The organism is Cytophagales bacterium (assembly GCA_019456305.1).
Classification (GTDB): Bacteria; Bacteroidota; Bacteroidia; order Cytophagales; family VRUD01; genus VRUD01.
Map to the genome: position 1 here is coordinate 1 of VRUD01000069.1, position 24,878 is coordinate 24,878.

Genomic DNA, 24,878 nt, shown 5'->3' on the forward strand with positions numbered 1-24,878 from the left:
TTGGCAGTTGGCAGCGGCAGTAGGCAGTAGGCAATTAGAGAGATTGCAAATATTTTAGTTGGTTTTTTCATTATAAATGGGTGTCAGGTAAACAAACAAGCAGCAGTAGGCAGCGGCAGTTGGCAGTCCTGCCTCCTGCTGCTGCCGCTGCCAACTATTTTTCTCCAATCCATGTGATTATATTTTTCTCCAATAAGAAAAGAGGAATTGCCCCATTCTCAAGCACTTTATCATGAAATTCTTTTACATCAAATTTATCCTCCAGCTCGGTTTCGGCTTTTTTTCTTAGTTCTTTGATCTTCAGCTCACCGATCTTATAAGCCAGCGCTTGTCCGGGCCAGGCGATGTAACGATCAATTTCAGACTTGATATCCAGCTCGGAATTAGGGGTATATTCTTTCATAAAGTCAATAGCCTGCTGCCTTGTCCATTTTTTATAGTGTATTCCGGCATCCACAACCAACCGGCAAGCTCTCCATATTTCAAAGGTCAGTGCGCCAAAATGCTGGTATTTATCTTCATACATGCCGGCTTCGTAACCCAAATGTTCGGCATACAATCCCCACCCTTCTACAAAAGCGGTTATATGCATTCTTTTTCTGAACCAGGGAATTGTTAGTTCCTGGTTAATGGTGATCTGTAAATGATGGCCCGGAACTGCCTCATGCAAAGCAAGTGCGGTCATGGTGTATTTTGGCCGGGAAGGCAGGTCGTAGGTATTAACATAAAAGTAACCTGGCCTTGAACCGTCTTCGGGCGGTTCATAATAATAGGCCTGGGGAGCAGATTTGGCACGATAAAGCTCAAGCTCTTTCAGATCATATTTTGCCTTTGGAAGCCTCCCGAAAAGACCGGGCAATTGCTTGTCCATTTTTTTCAAAATATCCCTGAAACCATCCATTAAGCCATCTACTTCAGTATAATAAAATTTGGGATTTGTTCTAAGGTCTTGTATAAATTCATTCAGCGTACCTTTAAATCCGATCTCCTCTTTGAGCGCTTCCATCGCTGCGCTGATCCGCTTAACCTCTTTCATTCCCAGGTCAAATATTTGTTCAGCCGTCAAATCTGTAGAGGTGTGCTTCTTAACTGCATATTTATAATATAAATCACCATCAGGATTTGCCCATACACCTACATCTTTCCGGCATTTTGGTAAATATTCTTTTTCAAGAAATTTCTCTAATTTTTCATAAGCCGGTACTATATTTTGTTCAATGATCGTGGTTAGTTCAACCCTCAATTTACTTTTTTGCTTAATTGTGGAGGACTCAAACAGTGAGTCTGGTTTTTTAAAAGGTTTCATAAAGGGACTTTCTTCTGTAGGTATATTTTTAAAGCCTTTTACCTGTTCCAATACTTTTTCCACTATTATTTCAGGGTTGGTATATCCCTTTTTAAGGCCTTCTCGCATATTATCGATCAGGTCATCAACCAGTTTTTCAAAACCTTTTAAACGGGCAAAATATTTTTCAAAATCCTTGACTGTTTTAGCAGGCTGAGATTCTATGATCTGTGGAAAGCTGATATGGAGTCCATCCTGCTGGGTCAATGAGGTATAATGCCGGTTAAATTTTTCAGACGCAACCTTCTGCTCTAGCTTTTGGCTAAACAGGTCAAAGTTTAGCTTGTTAGCCACGGTTAATTGGTGAAGTTCCAGGGCTTTTATTCTTTTCAAAAAATTTCTGAGAGAATCAAATCGTGCATTTACGGCTGCTTCTGAAATATCGGTCAATTGATCATCGTACCTGTGATCACCATCGTAGGTCGCTTTTTCCGGAAAATTACGCAAACTATATTCCTGGTAATCGCTAAATATTTTAGCAATCGCCTGGTTGGTTGCCTCATCCTGTTCTGATGTTTTTTGATCATTACATGCTTGCAGAAGCATGAATGTGGAAGCGCATAGCGCGTAGCGCATAGCACGTGGCGCAAAGCGCATTAAGAATAATGCTATTTTGGTATTCATAATATAAAATTTAATGGTTACTTGGTTGCATGATTACGTGATACAAATTTCCCATTTAAGATTCCTTAGAAAGGACCAGCATCTTTTCTAACGCTCTTTCGAATTGGTCTAACGAATGAAACAGGTTCTCATAAGAATCAATGACAAAGTATTTCTCCTGGAATTTTTCCTTTATATAAGGAGAATTCAGTATTTGAGTTACATCAAAAACGTACTTAGGAGGCTCATCACTTAAGCAAAAGTCAGTTTCCCCATTCGAAGACAAGATCCCGGCGCCATAAATTCTCAAAGGGTTCAAAATTTTGCCCCCTTTCCCTTCTTCATTAATTAACCCAAACTCAACCGTAAACCAGTAGATACGGGATACCAATTCTATTGCCCAATCATTGTCAATATGCTTCAGCGCTATAATACTCAACCCTTGCAAGAAATCACAGAAAGGCTGGTTGCTTAATAAAGGTACATGTGCAAATACATCGTGAAACATATCCGGTTCCTCAAGGTAATCAAGCTGGCTCATTTTGCGCAGCCAGGTAGTAGCCGGGAATTTCTTTGTATACAATAATTCAAAAAATATCTTATCAGGAACAATTCCCGGAACGGCTTGTAATTCCCAGCCTGTTAATTGTCTTAATTTTTTATTAACTTCATCAAAATTGGGGATTTTTTCCTTCTTGAATTCCACTTTTTCCATGCCTTTTAAAAATTCAGTCGTGGCTTTGTCAGGCAGGTTTTTCATTTGCCTTTCAAACAAGATAGACCAGACTACTAAATCCTCTTCTGAATATTTTTCATATTCTTGTTGGATGAATATTTGTTCCATTTTTTCAGAATTATTTTTTTTTTGGATTTAGGTTTTGGGATTTATTTTGGATTTTGAGCTTTGGATTTGGGATTTTATTTGTTTCATCTTAAAGTTTAGGAATAATATAGGTTAAATGTTATCCTTTTTATGAAACGCTATAATAGTGGGGGTTTTCTTAGTGCGCCACACCGATCATATCCTCCAGCCTTTTGGGCAAATGCTTTTTAACCCAATTATCATAATCACCATCAAAGCCGGATTTTTGTTGATATTCTTTAATTCGGCTTTTTAGCTCTTCTATCTTTTCTATGGAAAGGAGGTTTTTATTTTTGAGGCTTTCGGCAATTTTATCTATGTCTTCTGCTACAGCCGCCTCTTGTTTTCTTAACAGATCCTGGTAATCATCTTCCTGCCAGTCAAGGTAGTTGTCCATCACCCGTTGGGAGAGTTCACGCCCATGTTTTAGAGATTCATTGATATTGCCCTTGCCTGTAACGGCATTTCCGAGCGCAAAAACATTTTCATACCCTTCTATCTGGCAGTTTTCAGTATCTTTTAGGTTAAATACCTGCTCTTTGGCAGGAATTCCTTCAATCAATTCGGGTATGCTGCCAATAGAAGATATTACTAAAGGCGATTTGATCTCAACATCACTATCCGGAATTTGTTCAGCTTTTCCATTTTCTATTTTAGTCTTACAGAACTTTAAACCTGCCAAACGACCATCTTCAACAATCTTTTCCAGGGGCATGTGACATTCTTTTACCCGGAACAAAAATTTTGTTTTAAAATTATTCAAAATTTTCTGTCTTACGTTTTGTGCTTTTTCAAGCTGTTCAGGGGTATCTGTCTGCAGAGGTGATAAGGGCATGTCAATGATTCGCCTGCGGTAGTACAGGGTACAGCCTTTTACACCCAGGTCTGAAAGGGTCAGTCCAAGATTTTCAAGCACTTTGTCGATGCCCCTGTCGAGTGTGAACAGGTCTGTTTTATGCCCTTTTTGCTCAAGCGCTTTTTGTGTTGTCTCAATCATTAATATCTTTAACACATCAATGGAAGCCAGCCCGCCACCAATTACAATGGCATCATCATGAACATCAAACTGTTTGCCGTCATAACCGGGTTCATGATAGTGGTTAAACCAATAAACAAGGGGATTTTGGTAATAGAGCCCTTTATCAACGAAATTATCAATTCCTTCAATAGGAAGCAAACGGTCATTCCAGGCGCCTGTTGCAAGGAAAACCGCGCTGAATCCCCAATTTTTTGCTACATCTTCGAAATTAATATCTTTTCCCAATCTTACATTGGGGACATACATAACATAGGGATGCTTTATTTTCTCATTAACCTTCTCCTCTTCTTTATTTCGAAGCTTGACGTGCCACTTGGGCAATCCATCTTCAATTTTTCCGTAGGGAAGTACATTTTGTTCAAAGACTACGGAGTAAATTCCTCGTTTTGATAATTGATATGCAGCTTCTGAACCAGATACGGCTCCTCCGAATATGGCTACGAAATGTGTGGGATGTGTCATGATTTATGATACTAATAAAAAAATGCTAATATACGAATGAATACTAATGATACTAATTCTTGAGAAAATTCGAAATTAGAAATTCGAAATCCGAAACTCAAAGTTTCGAGTTTCGAAATTCGAGCTTCGGATTTTCTTAAATTCGTATCATTAGTATAAATTAGTATATTAGCATTATATTTTCATCTTAATACAGACAGGAAATTACTCAAAATAATATAATTCGCAAATTCGTATTGATTCGTTATTCGTTGATTTACTTTACTTCCCATGTATTTCCACTGTTCAATAGCTCATCCATATTTTTAAACTTCGCCTTTTCTTTGCTCTGTTTAATCTGCTCGTAGATCAAATCATCATAAGTAGGAGCTTCTATGGCACGGATGATGCCTAATGCAGCAGGAAACTCAGGCGGATTCATTCTTATAAGCATTGCGTGAAGTGTTGGGTCGGATTCATGCGCGTCATGGACTAAGATATCGTCAATCCCATTTTCACTAAGATTGACAACCTCAAGCTTGAGCCCATTCAAGCGAATTCCTTTATTCATCTCTTGCCCAAAGAGCATTGGCTTCCCATGCTCAAGATGTAATTGGTTGTCATCCTTGGTTTCTTTTGATGTTATTTCACCAAAGGTTTTATCATTGTAAATAACGCAGTTTTGCAATATTTCAATTAAAGAAGTTCCCTTATGCCGGGCAGATTCAACAAATATCCGGGTCATCAACTTTGGGTTTGTATCAATTGTACGGGCAAAAAATGTAGCCCTGGCGCCAATGGCAACTTCACCGGCATTAAAGGGCCTTTCCAGAGAGCCCATGGGCGTAGATTTTGTAATGAGCCCTGTTTTTGAAGTAGGAGAATACTGACCTTTGGTTAAGCCGTAAATCTCATTATTAAATAAGAGAATATTGATATCAACATTTCTCCTTAACACATGGATAAAGTGATTCCCCCCAATAGCCAGGGAATCGCCATCGCCTGTAATTTCCCAAACGCTTAGTTCAGGATTGGCAAGTTTCACTCCTGTTGCAATGGCTGGCGCCCTTCCATGTATGGTATGAAAACCATAAGTATTCATATAGTAGGGAAACCTTGCAGCGCAGCCAATTCCTCCAACAAAGACAAAATCTTCCTTCTTTTTACCTAATTGAGGCATAGCATTTTGCATTGCTGAAAGAATGGCATAATCGCCACAGCCCGGGCACCAGCGTACCATCTGGTCGCTGGCAAAGTCTTTTTTTGTTAACTCAACTTCGGGTTCTTTGGGTTCTGCTAAGTGTTCTGACATGGTTTTTATATTAATATATTTTTATTTTGAATTCATAATAATTCTTTTTCTTTAACCAATTCCTTCCCTATTTGATATAAATATTCCGGTGCAAAATCAGCTTGATTTTCCCAGGTAATAGTACTAAATTTAATTTCAAATCTTTTGAAGTACTCTAAATCTTTTAATGGTTCAAAGATCTTGCGATGATCTTCAAAAATTGATTTCTTCAGATCAACCAATTTAATTTCACCATTATTAAAAGTTAGTAAGATTTTGTATTTTTCCTGGTACTTTCCCTGTGTAACATTGAGTATCATAGTTATTCTAATGGTTCAATTTTATTTTTCAATTTTATTTATCCTTTCCTTTAACTCCCCCACCGTAAAAGGCAGGCCTTGAATCTTATTGCACTGTTCATAATGGAATTGAGGGAACTTACTGCGTAACCAGTTCACAAACTGCCCCCTGTTCAATTCACATACCAATATCTTTTTGTATTTGCTCAATATTTCTTCTGTATTGCGTGGTAAGGGGTTGATGTAATTAAATTGTGCCAGGCTTACACTTTTTCCTGCTTCCTGTAACTCTAATACAGCCGTTAATAATGAACCGTAAGTGCCGCCCCACCCTACTACGAGAACATCTGCGTTTTCTTTGCCAATTACTTCAAGCTTTGGTATATAGTTTGCAACACGAGCCACTTTTTCCGCACGGATTTTCATCATTTTTTCATGATTTACCGGATCATAAGAAATGTTACCGGTCACATCTTCTTTTTCCAACCCCCCAATGCGGTGTTCAAGCCCTTTGATACCCGGGATAGCCCAGTATCGTGAAAGTTTATCTTTATCTCTAAAATATGGCTGATAGTCCTGCCCGTTGAGTTTTGGAACAGGTATTTTAATATCTGGCATATCACTCATTTTGGGAAATTTCCACGGTTCAGAACCATTGGCCAGGTAGCAATCAGATAAGAGCATCACGGGGGTCATGTGCTCTATGGCCAACCTGACCGCTTCAAAAGCATAGTAAAAACAATTGGAAGGAGTGCTTGCAGCAATTACAATGGCAGGATTTGCACTGTTCCTCCCGTAAATTGCCATCATCAGGTCACCTTGTTCGGTTTTTGTGGGCAAACCGGTTGAAGGCCCGCCTCGCTGAACATCTACAACGACAATAGGCAGCTCAACCATGCCTGCAAGGCTGATGGCTTCACTTTTCAGCGCTATTCCTGGTCCGGATGATGCAGTTATTCCCAGGTGTCCGGCATAAGCTGCTCCAATGGCTGAGCAAACAGCAGCGATCTCATCTTCCGCCTGCAGCGTGATCACGTCCAAATGCTTGTATTTTGCCAGTTCATGTAAAATATCCGAAGCCGGTGTAATTGGATAGGAGCCATAAAACAATTTTTTTCCTAATTTTTCCCGGGCAGCTAAAAAGCCCCATGCTGTAGCTATGTTGCCAGATATATGGCGGTATTTACCTTTTGCGATTTTTGCTGCGGGTACTTTATAGATAGATGGTAATGCTTCAACCGTTTCTGCGTAAAAATAACCGGCTTTCAATGCTTTTTTATTAGCCTCTACCAGGGACGGATCTTTTTTAAATTTCTTTTCAAGGAAATTTTCAGTTTGCTCCACACTGCGATCAAAGAGCCAATACATGATCCCGAGCGCAAACATATTTTTGCACCGGAGGATACTTTTCATGTCCAGCTCTGACCCCTCAAGGGTTTTCTTGGTCAAGGAGGTAATGGGCGCTTCAATGATCTTGTATTCATCCAGGCTGCCATCCTGAAGAGGATTATGCTCATAGCCTGCCTTGTCAAAGTCTCTTTGGGTGAAATTATCTGTGTCAGCAATGATGGTGCCCCCCGGTTCTACCCATCGCAGGTTAGATTTTAATGCAGCAGGGTTCATTGCTACCAGTACATCTGCACTATCTCCGGGTGTAAAAATATCAACTTTGCCGATTTGCACCTGGAAACCTGAAACCCCTTCAACGGTTCCCTGAGGCGCCCTGATCTCTGCCGGGAAATCAGGAAATGTTGCGAGATCATTTCCTAATAAGGCAGAGGTCAAGGTAAATTGACTACCGGTAAGCTGCATTCCATCCCCGGAATCTCCTGCGAAACGAATTACAACTTTTTCTAATTCAACTGTAGCGGTTTTAGTGGACATGTCTTAAAAAAGTAAAAGATTTTTTACAAAGGTAGAAATTATTACTAAAAATTCAGACTATTAATAAAGATTAATAATTTCAAATAAATCTTGTGAGTACACTTCGCAATGTTCTGCTCTATACGCTTTGCCCTATACCCCGCCAGTTGGCGGGGCTACGCTCCTTCAACATAATCCTTCAAATAAGCATATCTTGAAGTAAGTTTGCCTTGCTTCGCTATTGTGGCTCTCTCTATTACGCCATCTTTATCTTCTCCGAATATATTTGGTAACACATTGTTTATCAATTCAGTTCCAAAATCCTTTGATGCATCTTTGGGTAACTCACAGGGTAAATTATCTATAGCCATTACTGAAATATTTATTTCGTTTGAAAAGGGCGGTTCCAATTCTTCGGTTATAGGGTTGTAGTCATATACAGGATCGTCAATGGATGAAAATTTTTTAGTAGAGGGTATAGAACCTTCAATATCACCTGTTACGTCTGCAATGATCTTGATCTTAAAACTATCTTTTCGCATATCTTCTGTTGTAAAAAGAACAGGAGCTTTCGGATCCCAATAAGCCGCTGCTATTAAAATGTCTGTCACACCTGTAAATTTATAAAAAGTTGATTCATAGGCTTGAGGATTTTTGTAAAAGTGATCGGTATTCCATGCGCCCCCCGACTGCGTCTGGATCTTCGACCCGATTGCGTCTGGATCTTCGACATGCGCTGCCGAGTAACCCGGGACGCTATGCGCTATATGATAATCTTTTGAGTGAAGTTGTACATATACAGGATCAACAAAATTATCGTTAAGAAATTCTTCAATGATAACTTTCCTGATACTCATTCCGTTCAATACCTCCATAGCGCCTTTTGCAACCCTGCCTCCCCCGGTAATAGCAATTTTAAGACCAGATAGTTTTTTTGAGCTGCTCAGGGTGGAAATTTTTTTATATTCCTGTTTCATTTCATCTAAATCATCACACTGATGGGCAGCTTTCAGGTCAAAAAGCTTTTGCCGTTTACCAAATGTTAGAATGCCATTATAGGCGCCTACTATTCCTGCATATCTTCCAAAGGCAATGATCCTTTGGCCGTTTTTATCGGTCAGACATTCCCAGTCAATGAGCTGAATATTCTTTTTTAAAATGATACGCAGTAGTTCCCTGTTGTAGGGCTGCTTTTTAATTACATGTGAAAAGAACAGGTATTTTTTATTCGGAATAAGATCATTTTTCTGTACTTCCTTTACGCCCAGCAACAGCTCACAATCACTCTGCTCTTCTTTAACAGATATGCCTAATGAACGGTATTCATCATCCTTAAAGCATCTTACAGGACTGGGTTGAACGGAGATTGATAAGTTGGGGTATTTATTCATAACCTCTTTGCATTGCCGGGGCGTTAGAGGAACTCTCTTGTCTATAGGGATTTTACCTTCTTTTAAGATGCCGATCTTCATAAGTATTATTTTTTTACCTTGTAATCATTTTCTTAAAATGATAAACCAGAGAGCTATTCAATACCTTATTCCCGGTTAACTTTTCTGACCTTTCAAACAAGTGATAGCAGATCCAAGTAACAACCACACCTATTATAGCCCCAAAATAAGTATCCACAAAAAAATGCTGCAACAAATATATCCTGGAAATTGAAACGAGAAATGCCATAAGGAAGAATAACAAGCCCAGGATATAATTTGGTGATTTAATGCTTGTTGAATTAATTAAAAGCGTAAGCAGACAAAAAATTGAAAATGCTGCCGCGGTATGTCCTGAAGGGAAACTGTTGAATGAATGTACATTTATACCTTCAACAAAATTAAGTTCGGCTGCTTGTTCTAATAGCTTACGGGGCCTTAAACTATCTGAAAAAATGGTATGTTTTAAAGCCTGTGTAATGATCGTTGTTGCCAAAAAACAGAATAAGCTCAAAAGAGCATATTTAAGCCTGTAAAAAGCCAATAATATAGTGAGCAAAGCAAAAAACCATCCACTGCCTAAAAGGGTGAACCAGAGAAAAAACTTATCACTGAAATCGTTGTGTAAACTATTTAAAAATAATACGATATCTCCTTTTGAAGAACAATACAAGATCACTCCGCCAGTTATTAAATAAGCTAAAAAGCATAGGAAGAAATAAAAATTGATCTTAAATAGTTTTACCATTGTGAGTAATTCTTAATCCGTTTTAGCCTTTTTTTGATCGTGTTTCTTGTTTTTCAATTTTTTATCTTCAACATGTTTGTCTAAAAACTTGTTAATTTTATCAATATCCATCGTTGAAGTAATTTCTCCAAAAGGGTTTACAGCAACTTGAAATCCTTCAAGTTCCTTGTGTATATCAGGTTTTTTGGACTTATTTGTTTTTTTCTTTTTTCTTACCATTATTGTAGTTCAAGGATATAGGGAAATAAAGGGAATAGGGAAAATAGACCAAACAAATAAGAATTGTATTCTTTTCCATATTCCCTTATTCCCTTATTTCCTTATTCCCAGCAAATTCATCGGATGACCCAAACGCACAACCTGGAGAGTCATCCGATGATAACCACCCCTTGTCATAGTCATAGTCATTGTCTATTGTCATATTGTCTACTGTCTATTGCCAACTGCCAACTGCATTTCCTTATTCCCTATTTCCCTATTTCCTTATTTATATCCGGCAGCACAAAATCATCCAGCGTGCTTTCTTTTGCCATCATAGCTTCGATCTCATCAATTTTCCTTGGGGCCAGTTTTGATAAATTTTTCCAGCCAGTTTCAGTGATCAAAATATCATCTTCTATTCTCACAGCAATACCCCACCACTTTTGATCACAATCACTCCCTTCGGGAATATAGATTCCAGGTTCAACCGTAATTACCATTCCTGGCTCTAATGTTCCATGATTTCCCCTGTCATGCACATCTAATCCCAAATAATGTGATGTGCCATGAGGAAAATAACGGGAAACTTCACTTTCTGACTGAATAATCCCTAATGCTATTAATCCTTCGGAAATTATTTTCTTTGCTGTGCGATGTGGGGCATTAAAAGGATTTCCTTTTTTACAGGATTTGAATGCTTTTTCCTGTGCCTGGTAAACTATCTTGTAGATCTGCTTTTGTTCTTCAGAAAATTTGCCATTTGCAGGGATCGTTCTTGTAACATCTGCTGTATAGCCACGATATTCTGCTCCCAGATCCATCAAAACTAAATTGTTGCCAACGTTGGTCCTGTTATTTGTGATATAATGCAGAACGCAGCCGTTATTTCCCGAACCAACAATGGACGGATAACCTTCATATTCTGCTCCGTATTTTTTATATACAAACTCATGTATTCCCTGGATCTCTGCCTCAGACATATTTGCGTGCATAGCTTTCATCACTTCAATTTGCCCGATTGCCGATATTTTTATTGCCCTTCGAAGCAATTTTAGCTCAGCTTCGGTCTTAATTTCCCGAAGGCTGTTCATGATTGAGTGCAATTCCCGGGAATAATTTTCGCGATCTAGAGCGTTTATCTTTTTCTTGAATTGAACGATCAGGCTATACAAATCCCCTTCATCCTGTTGATCATCTCTTACATCGTTGTAAAAATTAAGAAAAAGTATTTTATCAAAATGTTTAAAATCAATATTAAAGTTCTTAAAAGCTGTATTGGGCAGCACTTTTTCAAACCCCAGCTTATTTTTTACTCCCTTGATCCCCAGCATTTTACCTGTCCACATTTCCATATATGGATTACTTTGCTGTACAAAAATAATTTCATTGTAGCCTTCATTTTTTTGAAGGCGGGGCCGCACGCGCCCGTTTATTCCCTTTATTTCCTTATTTCCTGTATTTCCTTCTTCAAAATCCTCCCCTTCCTGATTTCCTGAAAAAATTAACAAGACTGCATGAGGTTCTCTTAAGCCGGTAAGATAATAAAAGTCAGGGTCCTGATGATAGAGATAGTCAACATCATTGGCTCTGTTTCTTACAGGATTTGCAAAAAAAACGGCAACAGAATTGGGAGATAAGTATTTTCTTAATGCTTCTCTGCGTTCCTTGTGAAATGATTTATCTAAGTAGTCGCCAGGATAAAGATTTACCTTGTCAGAAGGACTGGGGTCTTTATCATTTTCGGTGATTTGCTGACCCGATGCTAATATACTAATGAATACTAACCCCGCACATAAATTGGGTACAGCTTTTAAAAAAAAATATCTCAATAAATTTATGTGCGGGGCTAATGCCAACCGCTGAAGCCTTGAAGAGATTAATGCAAATACTTGTAATGTGTCTTTTATTCGTATCATTAGCATTATAAATTAGTATAAAGTTCCGGTGTTTGCCTGAACGCTCAGCATGCCATTCCGAAAAGTTGGAACGCATTATAGCATTTTTTTTAAAAAAATGATAAAAAATTTTGCTAAATAATATTATTATTTTTTAATTATAGTTTGTAATCTTGTTAAAATATGTCGTTAAAAAATGATTTACTATTACGTGCTGCCAGAGGTGAAAAAACGGAAAGAACACCTGTATGGTTGATGCGCCAGGCTGGCAGGATCCTGCCGGAATATAGAGCGATTCGGCAAAAACTTAAAAGCTTCAAAGAGCTGGTAACCAATCCGGAGCTGGCCGCTGAAGTTACCATCCAACCGGTTGATAGGTTAGGAGTGGATGCTGCAATTATATTCTCTGATATCCTGGTGATACCTGAAGCAATGGGCCTACCTTATCAAGTGATTGAATCAAAAGGGCCGGTTTTCAGAAAAACGATCAGGAATTTAAAAGATGTTGATTATCTGAAGATCGCTGATCCGGTTAATGACTTGCAATATGTGATTGAAGCAATAAAGATCACCAAAAAAGAACTGAAAGGAAAGGTACCTTTAATCGGTTTTGCCGGTGCACCATGGACGGTCTTTGCTTATATGATCGAGGGGCAGGGTTCTAAAACATTTGCTAAAGCAAGGAAGATGCTTTACACCAACCCCGGCCTTTCTCATATTTTATTGCAAAAGATCACAGCAAGCACCATCAACTATCTCAACGCTCAAATCAATGCAGGCGCAGACATTGTGCAGTTGTTTGATTCCTGGGCAGGGATTTTACCTCCAGGGCAATACAGGGAGTTTTCTTTAAAATACATCTCTCAAATTTGTGATGAAGTACCTCCCTCTTCCCTCTTGCCTGCGTCTTTTGGGCTCCCGCCTGCCGTAAGCCTTTGGCGGGCAGGTCGGCAGGCAGGCATCCCACGCCCCCCAATGATCGTTTTTGCAAAAGGCGCCTGGTTTGCCAGAAGCGAATTAGTTAGTTTGAACTGCGAAGTGATTGGTTTAGACTGGAATATGGACATCAAAGAATCCCGGGCTGTGATAAGTGATGCCAAAACCCTTCAGGGTAACCTTGACCCCTGTGTATTATATTCATCGTTTGACGAGATCAGGTTACAAACCAAAAAAATGTTAAAGGAATTTGGACCTTTCAGGCATATTGCCAATTTAGGCCACGGTGTTTACCCTGATACGGAAGTAGAGAAAGTGAAGTGTTTTGTGGATACGGTAAAAGAGCATATCGCATAGCATATAGAGCAGGTAGTACTTAGTTGCACAAAGTAATAGTAATTAAAACACTCAATTATACTTCTCAATTGTTTGCTTTCATTCGGCTGTAATTCAGTTGTTATGCGGTTGTTATACGATTGTATAACCATTGTATTACCATTGTATGACGATCGAATTACTATTGAATTACTATTGAATTGCTGTAGTTATTTGCGCTTTGCGTTACTCACTCTGCATGATTATTTATACCCGTACCCCAACAACACAAATATCGTCACCTTGCTCAATATTTCCTCTCCATTCCTCTATGGTAGTGTCAAGTATTTGTTTTTGTTGTTCCATGGACTTGTTATGTATAGAAAGCAGCAACTTCTTGAATTTACCTCTCTTAAACTTTTGTCCCTGACCATATTCGCTTTTGCTGTTTCCACCAAACTGGTCTGCATACCCATCTGAAAAGATGTACAGCATATCTCTCTTTTGGAGCTCTATGTCGTGTTTTGTGAAGGGCTTTAACTTTTCATAGATACCTATAGGCTGTCTGTCGGCTTTGATCTCAATTAATTCACCTTTTCTAACAATCCATAGTGGGTTGTATGCTCCGGCAAATTGTAGAGAAAAGACATGTTGAGCGTCAGCGAAATCCCGACTCTGTCGGGGCCCGCTCCCTACATGCCCTTTCCCTATAGACATTACACAAATCGCTATATCCATGCCGTCCTGCTGCTCTCCTGCTTTTCCTGTTTGACCTAATGCTTTGATGATATGATCACGAAGTTGTTTTAATATCATATCGGCCTGAGTAATGCCATTTTCAATCACTATCTCGTTAAGCATGGCATTGCCGATCATACTCATAAAAGCACCCGGTACTCCATGTCCTGTACAGTCACAAACAGCAAAGATAACAGTAGAAGCCCCCCTGCCAGCCCCCCCTAAATCCCCCCCGCCACTATTCCTTACCGAATCGGTGAATGGGTGAATCGGTGAATCGGTGAATTGCTTCGTTTTCTTTCTCTCCGTTTCTCCGATTCCCCGTTTCTCCGATTTAGGGGGGCTGGGAGTTAGAGGGGGGCTGATCCAGTAAAAATCTCCTGACACAATATCTTTCGGCTTGAATAAAATAAATGATTCTGGAAAAAGATCAGCAAATTCTTCATGTCCCGGCAATATAGCTTCCTGTATCTTGCTTGCGTAGCTGATGCTATCAGTAATGTTTTTGTTCTTTTGTTTTATCTCTTCTTCTGCTAATTTTATTTCTGTTATATCTGAATCTATTATCACCAATTTTTTTAATTTTCCATTATCATTATCTATGATAGGTGTAATTGTAGTTTGAACCCAAAATTCTTTTCCTGATTTATCGTTATTATGCGTTTCATAGACGACCGTTTTTTTGTTAGTAATACAATCATCAATTATTTCTTTTATTTCAGGGTTACCGCTTATTTCTGTCAATGAATTTCCTTTTTCTTTAACAAATTCTTCAAGATTATAGCCTGTCATTTTTGTAAATCCTTCATTTACCCATTCTAATTCTCCATAGGCATTGGCTATGATCACGGCATTGTCAGTTTCTCTGGCTACGATAGAGAGTTTTTCCAATTCTATATTAGTTTGATTTAATGTTTCATTTATTTGTTCCAATTCATCTTTCTGGACATTGATTTTTTGAGTACGTTCTTTGACCTTCTCCTCCAAAATTCGTTTTTGTCTCTTTAAATTCTGTTCTCTCAATTTAACATATATGACAACTGCCATTATCAGGAAGATAATGATCAAAGTCCTGAACCACCCTGTTTTCCAGAAAGGGGGAGTGATAATTATCTGTATGGCTTTTGCTTTTTCGTGCCATATTCCATCAGAATTGGTGCCTTTTACTTTAAATACATATTCCCCTGGATCCAGGTTTGTATAGGTCGTAAATCGTACATTTTCACAGAATATCCAATCTCTATTGAAGCCTTCCATTTTATATTTATATTGATTTCTTGAGGGATTAGTGTAATCGAGAGAAGAAAATTCAAAATAGAGTATATTTTGATCATAGTTAAGTGTTATCTCTCTAATTTCCGAAATTTCAAGTTCAGACTCAAATGGTTGATTGAGCACATTAATAGCGGTAATTTCAATAGGAGGGTCATAGGTGTTAATAGCAAGACTGCTGGGATCAAAACGATTCAGACCTCTGGGACCTGCAAAGTACATTTCTCCTGACTTTGTTTTATAACAAGCATTTGTATTAAATTCATAATCCTGTAATCCGTCATAAATATCAAAATTCCTGAAAGCACCTAACTCACCCCCTAACCCCTTAAAAGGAGAACTACCCTCTTGCTTCAGAAAACCGGGGTGAATTTTCCCTTTTAGGGTGTCGGGGTGTGAGGTGGGTGGTGTAAAGCTGCTGATTCCTTTATTCGTACTTATCCACAAATGCCCTTCATCGTCTTCAAGAATCCCGTATATGAAAGCATTCGGAAGGCCGCTGCTTTCATCATATCGAATAAAAGTACCGGATGCGGGATCAAATTGATTGAGGCCGTTTTGCGTTCCAACCCATAAATTTCCCTTGGTATCTTCATACAATGTTCTCACGCCATTATGGCTCAGGCTATAGATATTTCCTTGAACTTTTTTGTAAATAGTAAATTTCTCTGATTCGGGATCGAATTTATTCAATCCGTCATTAGTCGCCAGCCATAGATTACCGGTTCTGTCTTCTATGATCTTCCAAACTGTATTATTACTTATTGAATTGCTGATTTCAGCGTTGCGTGCCAGGTCGGAGCGCAATGGAGATCCCGATGAGTAAGGTGAATCGGGAGATGAGTTGCGTGTGGGGGGCGAAGCAATCCCTTCATTTTTAATATAATGTTTAAATTTTTCAGATTCATAATCGAATTTATTCAAACCTTTTTCCGTACCAACCCACAGATTTCCTTTACTATCCTGAAAAATACCCCTGATTGTATTTTCGCTTATAGAAGTGGGATCATTTTTGTTGTACACATAATGCTTGAACTTCCTGGAGATGGGATCATATCTGTTCAAACCATTATTTGTACCTATCCATACCCAGCCACGACTATCTGTGCATAACGACCAGACATTGTTGTCATTAGGACTATTTTCTGCAGGGCCATCGCTTTTCGGGTAATGATAGAATTTTTCTTTTTGGGGATCAAAACGATTAAGTCCCCCAATAAGTGTACCTATCCAAATATTTCCTCTATTATCTTCATGTATGGCACGTATGTAATTAGCGCTTAAACTAATCGGATCATTCACTCTTTTTTGATAGAGTATAAATTTCTTAGGCTTGAGATTGACTTTATTTAAACCACTGCCCATAGTACCAATCCACAGGTTATTTGACCTATCTTTATATAAAGTTCGGATAAAATGATCATTAATGCCTGTAGGATTGATAAGATCTTTTTTATAGTTTACAAAATCACCTGTTAAAGGATCAAACCGGATCAACTCCATATCTGTGCCAATCCAAAAAATACCCACTTCATCTTCAAATACGCAGCGTATCGTATTTCCACTATAATTGTTAATCAGGCTAAAAGTATTCCTTGTGTTTGATCCGGTAGCCTCCAATTCCTCAGAAACTGATCTCCTCTCTTCTTTGAAGAAATAGTTGGTGAAGCTTTCTGATCCCGGGTCATATTTGTTAAGGCCGTCAATCGTTCCAACCCACAGGTTGTTTTTACTGTCTTCAAATACCTTGAGCACTGTATTGTGGCTTAGCGAGTTAGGGTCCCTGTTATTATGCAAAAAAGTTGTAAGCTTCCCATTATCAGGTTGAAATAATAATAGGCCATACGTAGTGCCAAACCAGAGTTTTCCGGAAGTATCTCTGAATATGCATAAAACTGTTGATCCACTCAATTTTTCTAAAGAAGGATATTGCTCAAGAATGTTAACAAATTCTTCAGATACCGGATCAATTACAACAATCCCCTTATCAGTTCCAATCCATAATTTAGATTGAACACTTTCGAAAGACCATATTAAATCATTTTTTAAACCATAACCGGATGAACTGCTTTTATAGAATCTTTTAAATTTCCCTGTCTTTATATCATATCTGTTTAACCCTCCGCCAAATGTACCTATCCACAAATTGCCTGGTCGGTCTGCAAACAAAGTAGTGATAAAGTTATCTGAAATGCTATTACTATCATCATCCTTGGTTTTAAAAACTTTAAATTTATATCCGTCAAACCTGTTCAGACCATCCTGGGTGCCAAACCATAAGAACCCTTTTTTGTCCTGGACTATAGACATTACAGGGTTCATTGACAAACCATCTTTCATGGAAAGGTGTTCAAACTGCAAAGGCCTTGATTGTAATTTAGATTCCTGGGCGGTAGCCCATAAACTAAACAACAGAAAATAATATGTAAAAAGGGTTTGTTTCATTATTTTTAATTCAATTTACAACGTTTGTTCTTATTTCAGCCAATGCCAGATTTTATTTTAATATTTATTGAATAAACACCGCCAAGAATTAAAACTATACCCATATAGTTTATAAATGAAAGTTTTTCGTCATCAAACAAGCCCCAGAAAAGCGCGACAACCGGCATCAAGTAGGTCACGGATTGTGCAAATATGGGATCTGATTTTTTTACTAAGGTATTGAAAAGAATCGTGGCAATTGCTGATCCGAGAATTGCCAGTATAAGAATGTAACCAAATGATCTCAAAGCAAATGGATGTGATGAAAAAACAGGTTGCAGATCAGCGAAAAGTAAATAGATGCCAGCGGGAGGTCCGATAAATAAAAAAGACAATACTGCTACATTAAACGGTTTCATATCCTGCAAAAAGTGTTTTAGAATGAAAGTACTGGATGAATAACATATCGTAGCAGCAACTACATATAAACCGTGTAGATCAATGTCAAATTGTTCTCCTTCTTTTACTAAAATTAAAAGGCATGCTCCTGAAAAACCCATGGTTACTCCTAAAAATTTGATGAAGTTTATCTTCATTTTGAAAAATAAAAATCCGATTATCAAGGCAACTACAGGGGTGAAAGAATTTAAAGTGCCTGCCGTTGCACTATTGATCACAGTTTGAGCTTCTGTGAACAAAAAGGGTGGAATACCAGTGCCTATAAATCCAACAAATACTAAATACAAAATATTTTTTTTTGTAATTAATTTCAGGTTTCTTAGGGCAAAAGGAATTAATATAATGCTTGCTAAAAATATTCTCATAGCAGCAACCTGGGCGGGAGTAAATGCAATTAATCCTTTTTTCATCAATATAAATGAGCTCCCCCAAATACAGGAAATAAGAATTAACAGCAGCCACGATTCAATATTTGATTTTCTTTTCATAATCCGATGCCAATATACAACCCGATGCTAATCCCGCAAAAAATATGCGGGACTAATAATACTAATGAAAACCGGCATCCTGTTACTTTTATATTGTCTATTTCTTTATTCGTATATTTGCATCGGATTAATTAAATTTGTAAGTTTAAAATAAATAAATTATTATCTGTAACTATCTATTTGCTAAAGTTACAGATAACATCCATAGGTGGTATGTTATCTGTAGCTTTTTGTGGGAAAGTTAAGGTTATAAGTTATTTAGCCACAATTAATAAAAAAATAAAACTATGAAGACAAAAAAGTATTTTATTACAGTAGCTCTAATTGTAATGCTGAGTGGATGTATTCCGTCTTTAAATCCACTTTATACAGACAATGACTTAATTTTTAAATCAGAATTAATCGGTACCTGGACTGAAATAAAATCAAAAGAAACATGGACTTTTGAAAAGAAAAGTGATAAAGAATATAAACTGATCCATTCGGAAAACAATAACCAGGCTACTTTTGAAGCACATTTGGTCAAAATTGGAGATTTTCTTTTCCTTGATATCTATCCTGGTGACTTAAAATCTGATAATTATTTATATCATATACATTTATATCCTGTACATACATTTTCTAAAATCAAAATTGAAAAGGACAAATTAACAATTGGAATGTTTGATCCTTCCTGGTTAAAAGAAGGAATTGAAAAAAAACAAATTGACGTGGAACATATAAAACCATCAGGTGGGACGATTCTTTTGACAGCCTCGACTGAGAATTTACAAAAATTCGTTCTACAACATGCAAATAATGAAAGCGCTTTTCAAGATGCCTTGATTTTGAAAAAGAAAGACTAAAAGAATATAAATTGATACTAAGTAATAAAATGGATCGTAGAGAATTCATCAAAGGATCTGCCATTGTAGGGGTCACCTTGGCCACCCCGCTGCTTGTCAAAGGTGGTTCAGGGATGTTTGATTTTAAGTCAAATAGAAAAGTTTTTAGAATACTCAATGCAAAAAGGGCTAAAGTCGGTACATTGCCTATATTAAGAGCTTTTGCGGGTAATCATCTTGATCACGTTTCACCATATGTACTATTTGATGAATTTGGCCCGGTCGATCTATCTCCCGGAAGCAAACCGCTAAGAGTTGATGCCCATCCTCATGCAGGTATCATCCCAACTACATTTTTTCTTTCAGGAAGCGGACATCATAAGGATAGTCTCAATCATGATTTACAGATTTTAAAAGGAGAATTCATGATGTTCAGTTCAGGTAAGGGGGCCATACATATGGAGGAGACCGGTCAAGTTATGTATGATGATGGCGGCCAGTTTCATGGATTTCAGGTTTGGCTCAATATGCAAGCAAGGTACAAGTATATAAACCCATCAACAAATGTCTACCAGGATGATAAGATGGATATGATCCGGCATGAAAATTATACTGCTAAAGTCATACTTGGTGAATTGTTTGAAGCAAAATCTAAAATTGAATTGTTGTCCCAGGCATTCTACTTCCATGTAAAAATGAACTCCGGTTGCAGGCTGGATATACCTACTGACCCTTTACATAATGCATTTATCTACGTTATTGATGGTAATCTTGAGGTAGAAGGTAGAAGAGAGCTCAAAACCAATCAAATAGCCCTTTATCAGCGCGGGGCGAGCCTGATCAATTTATACACCCAATTTGGAGCAGAGATTTTGGTCCTGGGAGGACAGCCTCTCAATGAACCTGTCTATTCCTACGGGCCTTTTGTAATGAATAATGAAGACCAAATACGTAAATGCATAATGGACTACAACGCAGGAAAGATGGGTGATCCTGATTTGGTTAATTACCTGGAGGCTAAGTAGATTTATCAGAATTTCGATGTTTTTCACCGCAAAGACGCTATGGCGCAAAGTTACTAAATTTGTTCTTTTTTTCTTTGCGTCTTGGCGCCTTTGCGGTAAATTATTTTTTTAATTAATTTGCAAAACTATGTCCTTTATATAACTAAAATTGAGCAAAAAATACGATGCAATAATCATAGGAGGCGGGCACAATGGTTTGATATGTGCTGCTTACCTCGCCAAAGCCGGGAGAGATGTTTTGGTTTTGGAGAAACGCCACGTTTTGGGTGGGGCCGCTGTTTCTGAAGAGCTTTACCCGGGATTTACATTCTCCGTGGCTTCTTATGTGGTGAGCCTGTTCCGGCCTCAAATAATACGTGAATTAGAATTAGCAAAATATGGGTACGAAGTGATCCCGATGGATTGTGCATTTACGCCTTTGCCTGATGGTGATTCTTTGGCTCGCTGGGGAGATGCACACCGTACAAGACATGAAATTTCCAGGTTCAGCAAAAAAGATGCTGAAGTTTATCCCGAATTTGCTGTTGCCATGACCCACATGGGTAAATTTGCTAAAGAAATCATTGACCATCCTGCACCGGATATAACTTCACTCCATCCCGGTGAACTTTCCAATCTCCTTCGCCTGGGAAAAGCATTTAAAAACCTTGGTTCGGAAATGCGCCACCTGGTTGTAAAACTGCTTACAATGAGCGCTGTTGACTTCCTTGGACTGTGGTTTGAGAGCGATATATTAAAAGCCCCGATGTCTGTAAGCGGCATCATTGGCACTTTCCAGGGAGTTCGTTCACCCGGAACCGCTTATGTACTGCTGCATCATTATATGGGTGAGCTTGATGGAGCATCCCGTTCCTGGGGGTTTTCCAAAGGCGGGACGGGTGGTGTAAGCATGGCATGTGCAAATGCTGCAAAAGCCTATGGCGCTGAAATCCGTACTGAAATGCCCGTTAAGCAAGTGCACATAAAAAATGGAAAAGCCCTGGGCGTAGTGCTTGAAAACGGAGATGAGATCAATGCCAAAATTGTGATCTCAAACCTTGATCCGAACCGTACTTTTTTGAGTTTGGTTGGAGAAGATCACCTTGAAGCGGAATTTGTAAAAGATATCAAGCGATATAAACTGAGAGGGAGCTCGGGTAAGGTTAATTTAGCATTAGACAGGGTGCCTGAATTTAAATGCAGGCCAGGTACCGGCCCTCATATTAAAGGGGATATCACCATTGCTCCAGGTATTGATTATCTTGAAAAAGCCTATGACCAGGCAAAATATGGTGAGTTTTCCAGGCGGCCATTCATTGATGCCGTAATACCATCTCTCATTGACCCATCGCTTGCCCCTCCGGGCAAACATATCCTGTCCTGCTTTGTACAATATGCCCCGTATCATATCAAAGAAGGTCCGGAAAACTGGCCGGAACAAAGAGAAGCCTTTGGTGACACTGTGGTTGATACGCTTGCTGAGTATATTCCTGGGTTAAAAGACATGATCCTTTTCCGCCAGGTACTCACACCGTGGGACCTTGAGCAGGACTTTGGATTGACAGAGGGCAATATCTTCCAGGGGGAGCTTAGTCTTGAGCAATTGCTTTTTCAGCGGCCGGTCGCAGGCTGGGCAAAATACCGCACACCTGTTAAAAGTTTATGGATGTGCGGGTCGGGGACGCATCCGGGGGGGGGAATTATGGGTTCCGGGGGTGAATTGTGTGCCAAGACAATTCTAAAATCACGAGTGATATGATATTTTCACATAAAATTTTTTGCCAATTTCTTTTATAAGGAGCTTTTCTTAAATTTGTTATTTACATTTAAACTTATAATTTTGATAATTTCCTAATATTTGTTCAATATGAACATATTCATTAGAATCATCAAAAGATAATAATTCATTATCTATAACATACCATTTTTTTCTTTGAGCAACAGATAATTTTTTAATGCTAGGGAAATATAATAAAGGTAAAATTATCTCCCTGCCGTCTTTTAAAAAAATATTTATTTTCCCTCTATTTTTAAAAGTGACATTTTTTATTTCAGGCTCAATTTCTAAAATCCCTTCCATTATTTTATTATTATAGTTTTTATTTTACTTGGATCTGATTCAAATTATTATAGTTTATTTAAAGTTTCTTTTAAAAAAATATTTTTAAGCAATAAAATATAACTTTATGAAATATCCTTCGTATATTTGTAACGATCCCCGTTTAGGACGTAAAGCAATGGGTATTTTTTGCATATTGTCGGGTTACTGGGTCATCCAGTTAAATGGATGACCTTTTTATATACATTGTTTTTAAGGCTAACGTTTTCTTTTTTCTTCTTATTTCAAATACCACATAATATTTTTTACTTATCTGCTTTATAAATAAAATTGAATATGTTCCTTTTTTAGTCTTTTTTGTAACTTTCTGAATAATATCATATTTCTCAATAATTTCGGGTATTAAAAGAATATCTCTTTTGGTGACCGGAATTTGTTTTAATTTTTCTTCTCTATTTTTATTTCTCTTTTTATCTTCAACCTCGTAGATTTTTTCTGTTTGGGCATAGGAAGAATATACAACTGAACGATTAATTTTATTAAAAAATTAACAAATTAATAATAAAAACAGATAATTCAATAATTTTACCCCATATGACCCGTAAATCCATCATAGAAAAACCGGATGCCTGGGTGCTCTTCGTTGATATGAACAGCTTCTTCGCTACTTGTGAGCAGCAAGTTAACTACTGGGTTCGCGGCAGGCCGGTGTGTGTTTGTGTCTATACCGGGAAATACGGTTTTGTTATTGCCCCTTCCATTGAAGCAAAACAGAGGGGGATAAAATTAGGTATGCGCCTCAACGAAGCCGTTAAGATCTGCCCGGAGCTGGTCCCGCTGGAAACACATCCCCAGCGTTATAGGGAATTCCATATAAAAGTGATGAACGTGCTGAAAAAATATTCCGAAGATGTTATACCCAAAAGCATTGATGAGGCGATCGTGGATCTCTCAAACTACAGGCTTATTTATAAAGACCCTGCTGATGTAGCGAAAAAGATCAAAGCCGGCATCAAAAGCGAAGTGGGTGACTGGATGAAATGTTCCATAGGCATTGCGCCCAATGCGTTTCTTGCCAAGCTGGCATCTACCCTCAAAAAACCTGACGGACTTGTAAGGATCACTCCCGGAAACATTGATGATGTACTGAATCACCTGACGCTCACAGACCTGCCTGGCATCAGCACAGGTATGACAAAGCGGCTGCTGCAGGGAGGCATCAGAACGCCCCTTGAACTTCGCCATGCAGCCCCGGAAAAGCTAAAATATGCCTGTAAAAGCATTGTGGGCCTGCACTGGCATTTCCGTTTGAATTTCAGGGAAGTTGACCAGGTGAACCACCGCTATAAAAGCATGCAGGCGCGAAGGATGATATCGAAAGAGCAAAAAAAAATCGCGGGTACCATCAATGACCTGTTCATCGGGCTTTGCCTTAAACTCGAAAGCAGGCTGGTGAATGAGGGCGTTTTTTGTAATAATATCGGCTTCGTTTCCACCTATGAGAACGGCTATAAATGGAAGGATTTCTTTAAAACGAGGCGTGCTGTTCAGGACGGTATGGAACTCATGAACCTTATTAAACTGCATATGCAGTCCTTCCAGGATTTACATAAATGTGAACCGGTCATCAATAAAAACATGACCTCTATGGGAATTACAGTGTCCGGCTTTGTTCCGGACGAGATGGTGCAGTTCAGCTTGTTTGAAGACAACGTTCGTAAAAACAACCTGCGCAAGGTGGTTTATGATGTCAAGGACAAATATGGCAGCGACAAACTGATGCGTGCCATTGAACTCAAAGATGAGGAGGTTTTGAGAGATGCGATTGGTTTCGGGTCAGTCAAGGATTTGTACCTAAAAATCTAAATTAAAAAGAAAGAAAAGTGATGTAAATATTATGATACTTCCTTAATTTAGTACAATAAAAGTAAAAAATTAAAACTTTAAACCATCACTCTTTGGGTGAAAAAATTAACACTTGTATTTCACAAAGCATCTTATAAATAGAACGCTGATGACGCTGATAAAACGGATAATCACAGATAAAAAATCAGCGCAAATCAGCTAAATCAGTGTCATCCGCGTTCTATAGGTAATTCCGGTTTTTCAATTTAGATTTTTAGGTAAATAACTTTTTTCCTATCTTGCACCCATGAATCAATTATTGCAAATACTTGTCCCGACCCCCCGCATATATGGAAAATAGAGATAAATACAAAAGAACAAAAAATGAAACCACTAATTACACTAATTAATAATTACACTAATATGCAAAGCAAATTTAAAGACATACTACATTACCTTATTTCCTTTTCGTTATGCCAGCAAATTCATCGGATGAC

General features: G+C 38.3%; 18 protein-coding genes. 5 read left to right on the forward strand and 13 right to left on the reverse strand.

The genetic code is table 11. The features are described 5' to 3' along the window. Positions 1–154 precede the first annotated feature (154 nt). The 10 genes from FVQ77_13555 to FVQ77_13600 all read right to left on the reverse strand — a co-directional run bounded on the left by FVQ77_13555 (position 155) and on the right by FVQ77_13600 (position 12,038). Complete coding sequence (locus FVQ77_13555) at positions 155–1,969, reverse strand: DUF885 domain-containing protein (GenBank protein MBW8051336.1); 1,815 nt, start codon at positions 1,967–1,969, stop codon at positions 155–157. Positions 1,970–2,024: 55 nt separating this feature from the next. Next, positions 2,025–2,792, reverse strand: coding sequence for a phenylalanine 4-monooxygenase (gene phhA / locus FVQ77_13560; GenBank protein MBW8051337.1), 768 nt, complete (start codon positions 2,790–2,792; stop codon positions 2,025–2,027). Between the two features lie 157 nt (positions 2,793–2,949). Then, positions 2,950–4,311 carry a hypothetical protein gene (locus FVQ77_13565; protein MBW8051338.1) on the reverse strand — a complete coding sequence of 454 codons (1,362 nt, stop codon included), beginning with the start codon at positions 4,309–4,311 and terminating at the stop codon, positions 2,950–2,952. Between the two features lie 256 nt (positions 4,312–4,567). Beyond that, positions 4,568–5,602: a 2-oxoacid:ferredoxin oxidoreductase subunit beta gene (locus tag FVQ77_13570; GenBank protein ID MBW8051339.1), complete on the reverse strand. Its 1,035-nt coding sequence runs from the start codon at positions 5,600–5,602 to the stop codon at positions 4,568–4,570. 32 nt (positions 5,603–5,634) lie between these two features. After that, on the reverse strand, positions 5,635–5,901 hold the full coding sequence (locus FVQ77_13575; GenBank protein MBW8051340.1) for a DUF2442 domain-containing protein: 267 nt from the start codon (positions 5,899–5,901) through the stop codon (positions 5,635–5,637). A 21-nt stretch (positions 5,902–5,922) separates the two neighbouring features. Further along, on the reverse strand, positions 5,923–7,764 hold the full coding sequence (locus tag FVQ77_13580; protein ID MBW8051341.1) for a 2-oxoacid:acceptor oxidoreductase subunit alpha: 1,842 nt from the start codon (positions 7,762–7,764) through the stop codon (positions 5,923–5,925). Between the two features lie 155 nt (positions 7,765–7,919). After that, positions 7,920–9,215, reverse strand: coding sequence for an alanine dehydrogenase (locus tag FVQ77_13585; GenBank protein MBW8051342.1), 1,296 nt, complete (start codon positions 9,213–9,215; stop codon positions 7,920–7,922). 13 nt (positions 9,216–9,228) lie between these two features. Beyond that, entirely contained in the window at positions 9,229–9,921 is a 693-nt protein-coding gene (locus FVQ77_13590) for a phosphatase PAP2 family protein (protein ID MBW8051343.1), read from the reverse strand. A gap of 12 nt (positions 9,922–9,933) precedes the next feature. Continuing rightward, entirely contained in the window at positions 9,934–10,140 is a 207-nt protein-coding gene (locus tag FVQ77_13595) for a hypothetical protein (GenBank protein MBW8051344.1), read from the reverse strand. A gap of 248 nt (positions 10,141–10,388) precedes the next feature. Next, the gene (locus FVQ77_13600) at positions 10,389–12,038 is read right to left on the reverse strand and encodes a M24 family metallopeptidase (protein MBW8051345.1); all 1,650 of its coding nucleotides are present in this window, start codon (positions 12,036–12,038) and stop codon (positions 10,389–10,391) included. 162 nt (positions 12,039–12,200) lie between these two features. Between FVQ77_13600 and hemE the strand changes: the two genes are divergently transcribed. After that, positions 12,201–13,310 carry a uroporphyrinogen decarboxylase gene (gene hemE / locus FVQ77_13605; protein ID MBW8051346.1) on the forward strand — a complete coding sequence of 370 codons (1,110 nt, stop codon included), beginning with the start codon at positions 12,201–12,203 and terminating at the stop codon, positions 13,308–13,310. A 225-nt stretch (positions 13,311–13,535) separates the two neighbouring features. Here the strand turns inward: hemE and FVQ77_13610 are convergent, their stop codons facing one another. Together FVQ77_13610 and FVQ77_13615 are read right to left on the reverse strand one after the other, a co-directional pair. Then, positions 13,536–17,723, reverse strand: coding sequence for a PAS domain-containing protein (locus tag FVQ77_13610; protein MBW8051347.1), 4,188 nt, complete (start codon positions 17,721–17,723; stop codon positions 13,536–13,538). A gap of 35 nt (positions 17,724–17,758) precedes the next feature. Then, the gene (locus tag FVQ77_13615) at positions 17,759–18,649 is read right to left on the reverse strand and encodes a DMT family transporter (GenBank protein ID MBW8051348.1); all 891 of its coding nucleotides are present in this window, start codon (positions 18,647–18,649) and stop codon (positions 17,759–17,761) included. A 287-nt stretch (positions 18,650–18,936) separates the two neighbouring features. Here FVQ77_13615 and FVQ77_13620 point away from each other — a divergent pair, with 287 nt between their 5' ends. From FVQ77_13620 to FVQ77_13630, 3 genes are all read left to right on the forward strand, one after another. Beyond that, positions 18,937–19,494 (forward strand): hypothetical protein, encoded by a 558-nt coding sequence (locus FVQ77_13620; protein MBW8051349.1) that lies wholly within the window; start codon positions 18,937–18,939, stop codon positions 19,492–19,494. A 29-nt stretch (positions 19,495–19,523) separates the two neighbouring features. Beyond that, the gene (locus FVQ77_13625; GenBank protein ID MBW8051350.1) at positions 19,524–20,498 is read left to right on the forward strand and encodes a pirin family protein; all 975 of its coding nucleotides are present in this window, start codon (positions 19,524–19,526) and stop codon (positions 20,496–20,498) included. A 148-nt stretch (positions 20,499–20,646) separates the two neighbouring features. Continuing rightward, on the forward strand, positions 20,647–22,236 hold the full coding sequence (locus FVQ77_13630) for an NAD(P)/FAD-dependent oxidoreductase (GenBank protein MBW8051351.1): 1,590 nt from the start codon (positions 20,647–20,649) through the stop codon (positions 22,234–22,236). A gap of 57 nt (positions 22,237–22,293) precedes the next feature. Here FVQ77_13630 and FVQ77_13635 read toward each other — a convergent pair whose 3' ends face one another. Then, positions 22,294–22,557, reverse strand: coding sequence for a DUF2442 domain-containing protein (locus FVQ77_13635; protein ID MBW8051352.1), 264 nt, complete (start codon positions 22,555–22,557; stop codon positions 22,294–22,296). Positions 22,558–23,130: 573 nt separating this feature from the next. Here FVQ77_13635 and FVQ77_13640 point away from each other — a divergent pair. Further along, positions 23,131–24,402 (forward strand): DNA polymerase IV, encoded by a 1,272-nt coding sequence (locus tag FVQ77_13640; GenBank protein ID MBW8051353.1) that lies wholly within the window; start codon positions 23,131–23,133, stop codon positions 24,400–24,402. Positions 24,403–24,878: the final 476 nt, after the last annotated feature.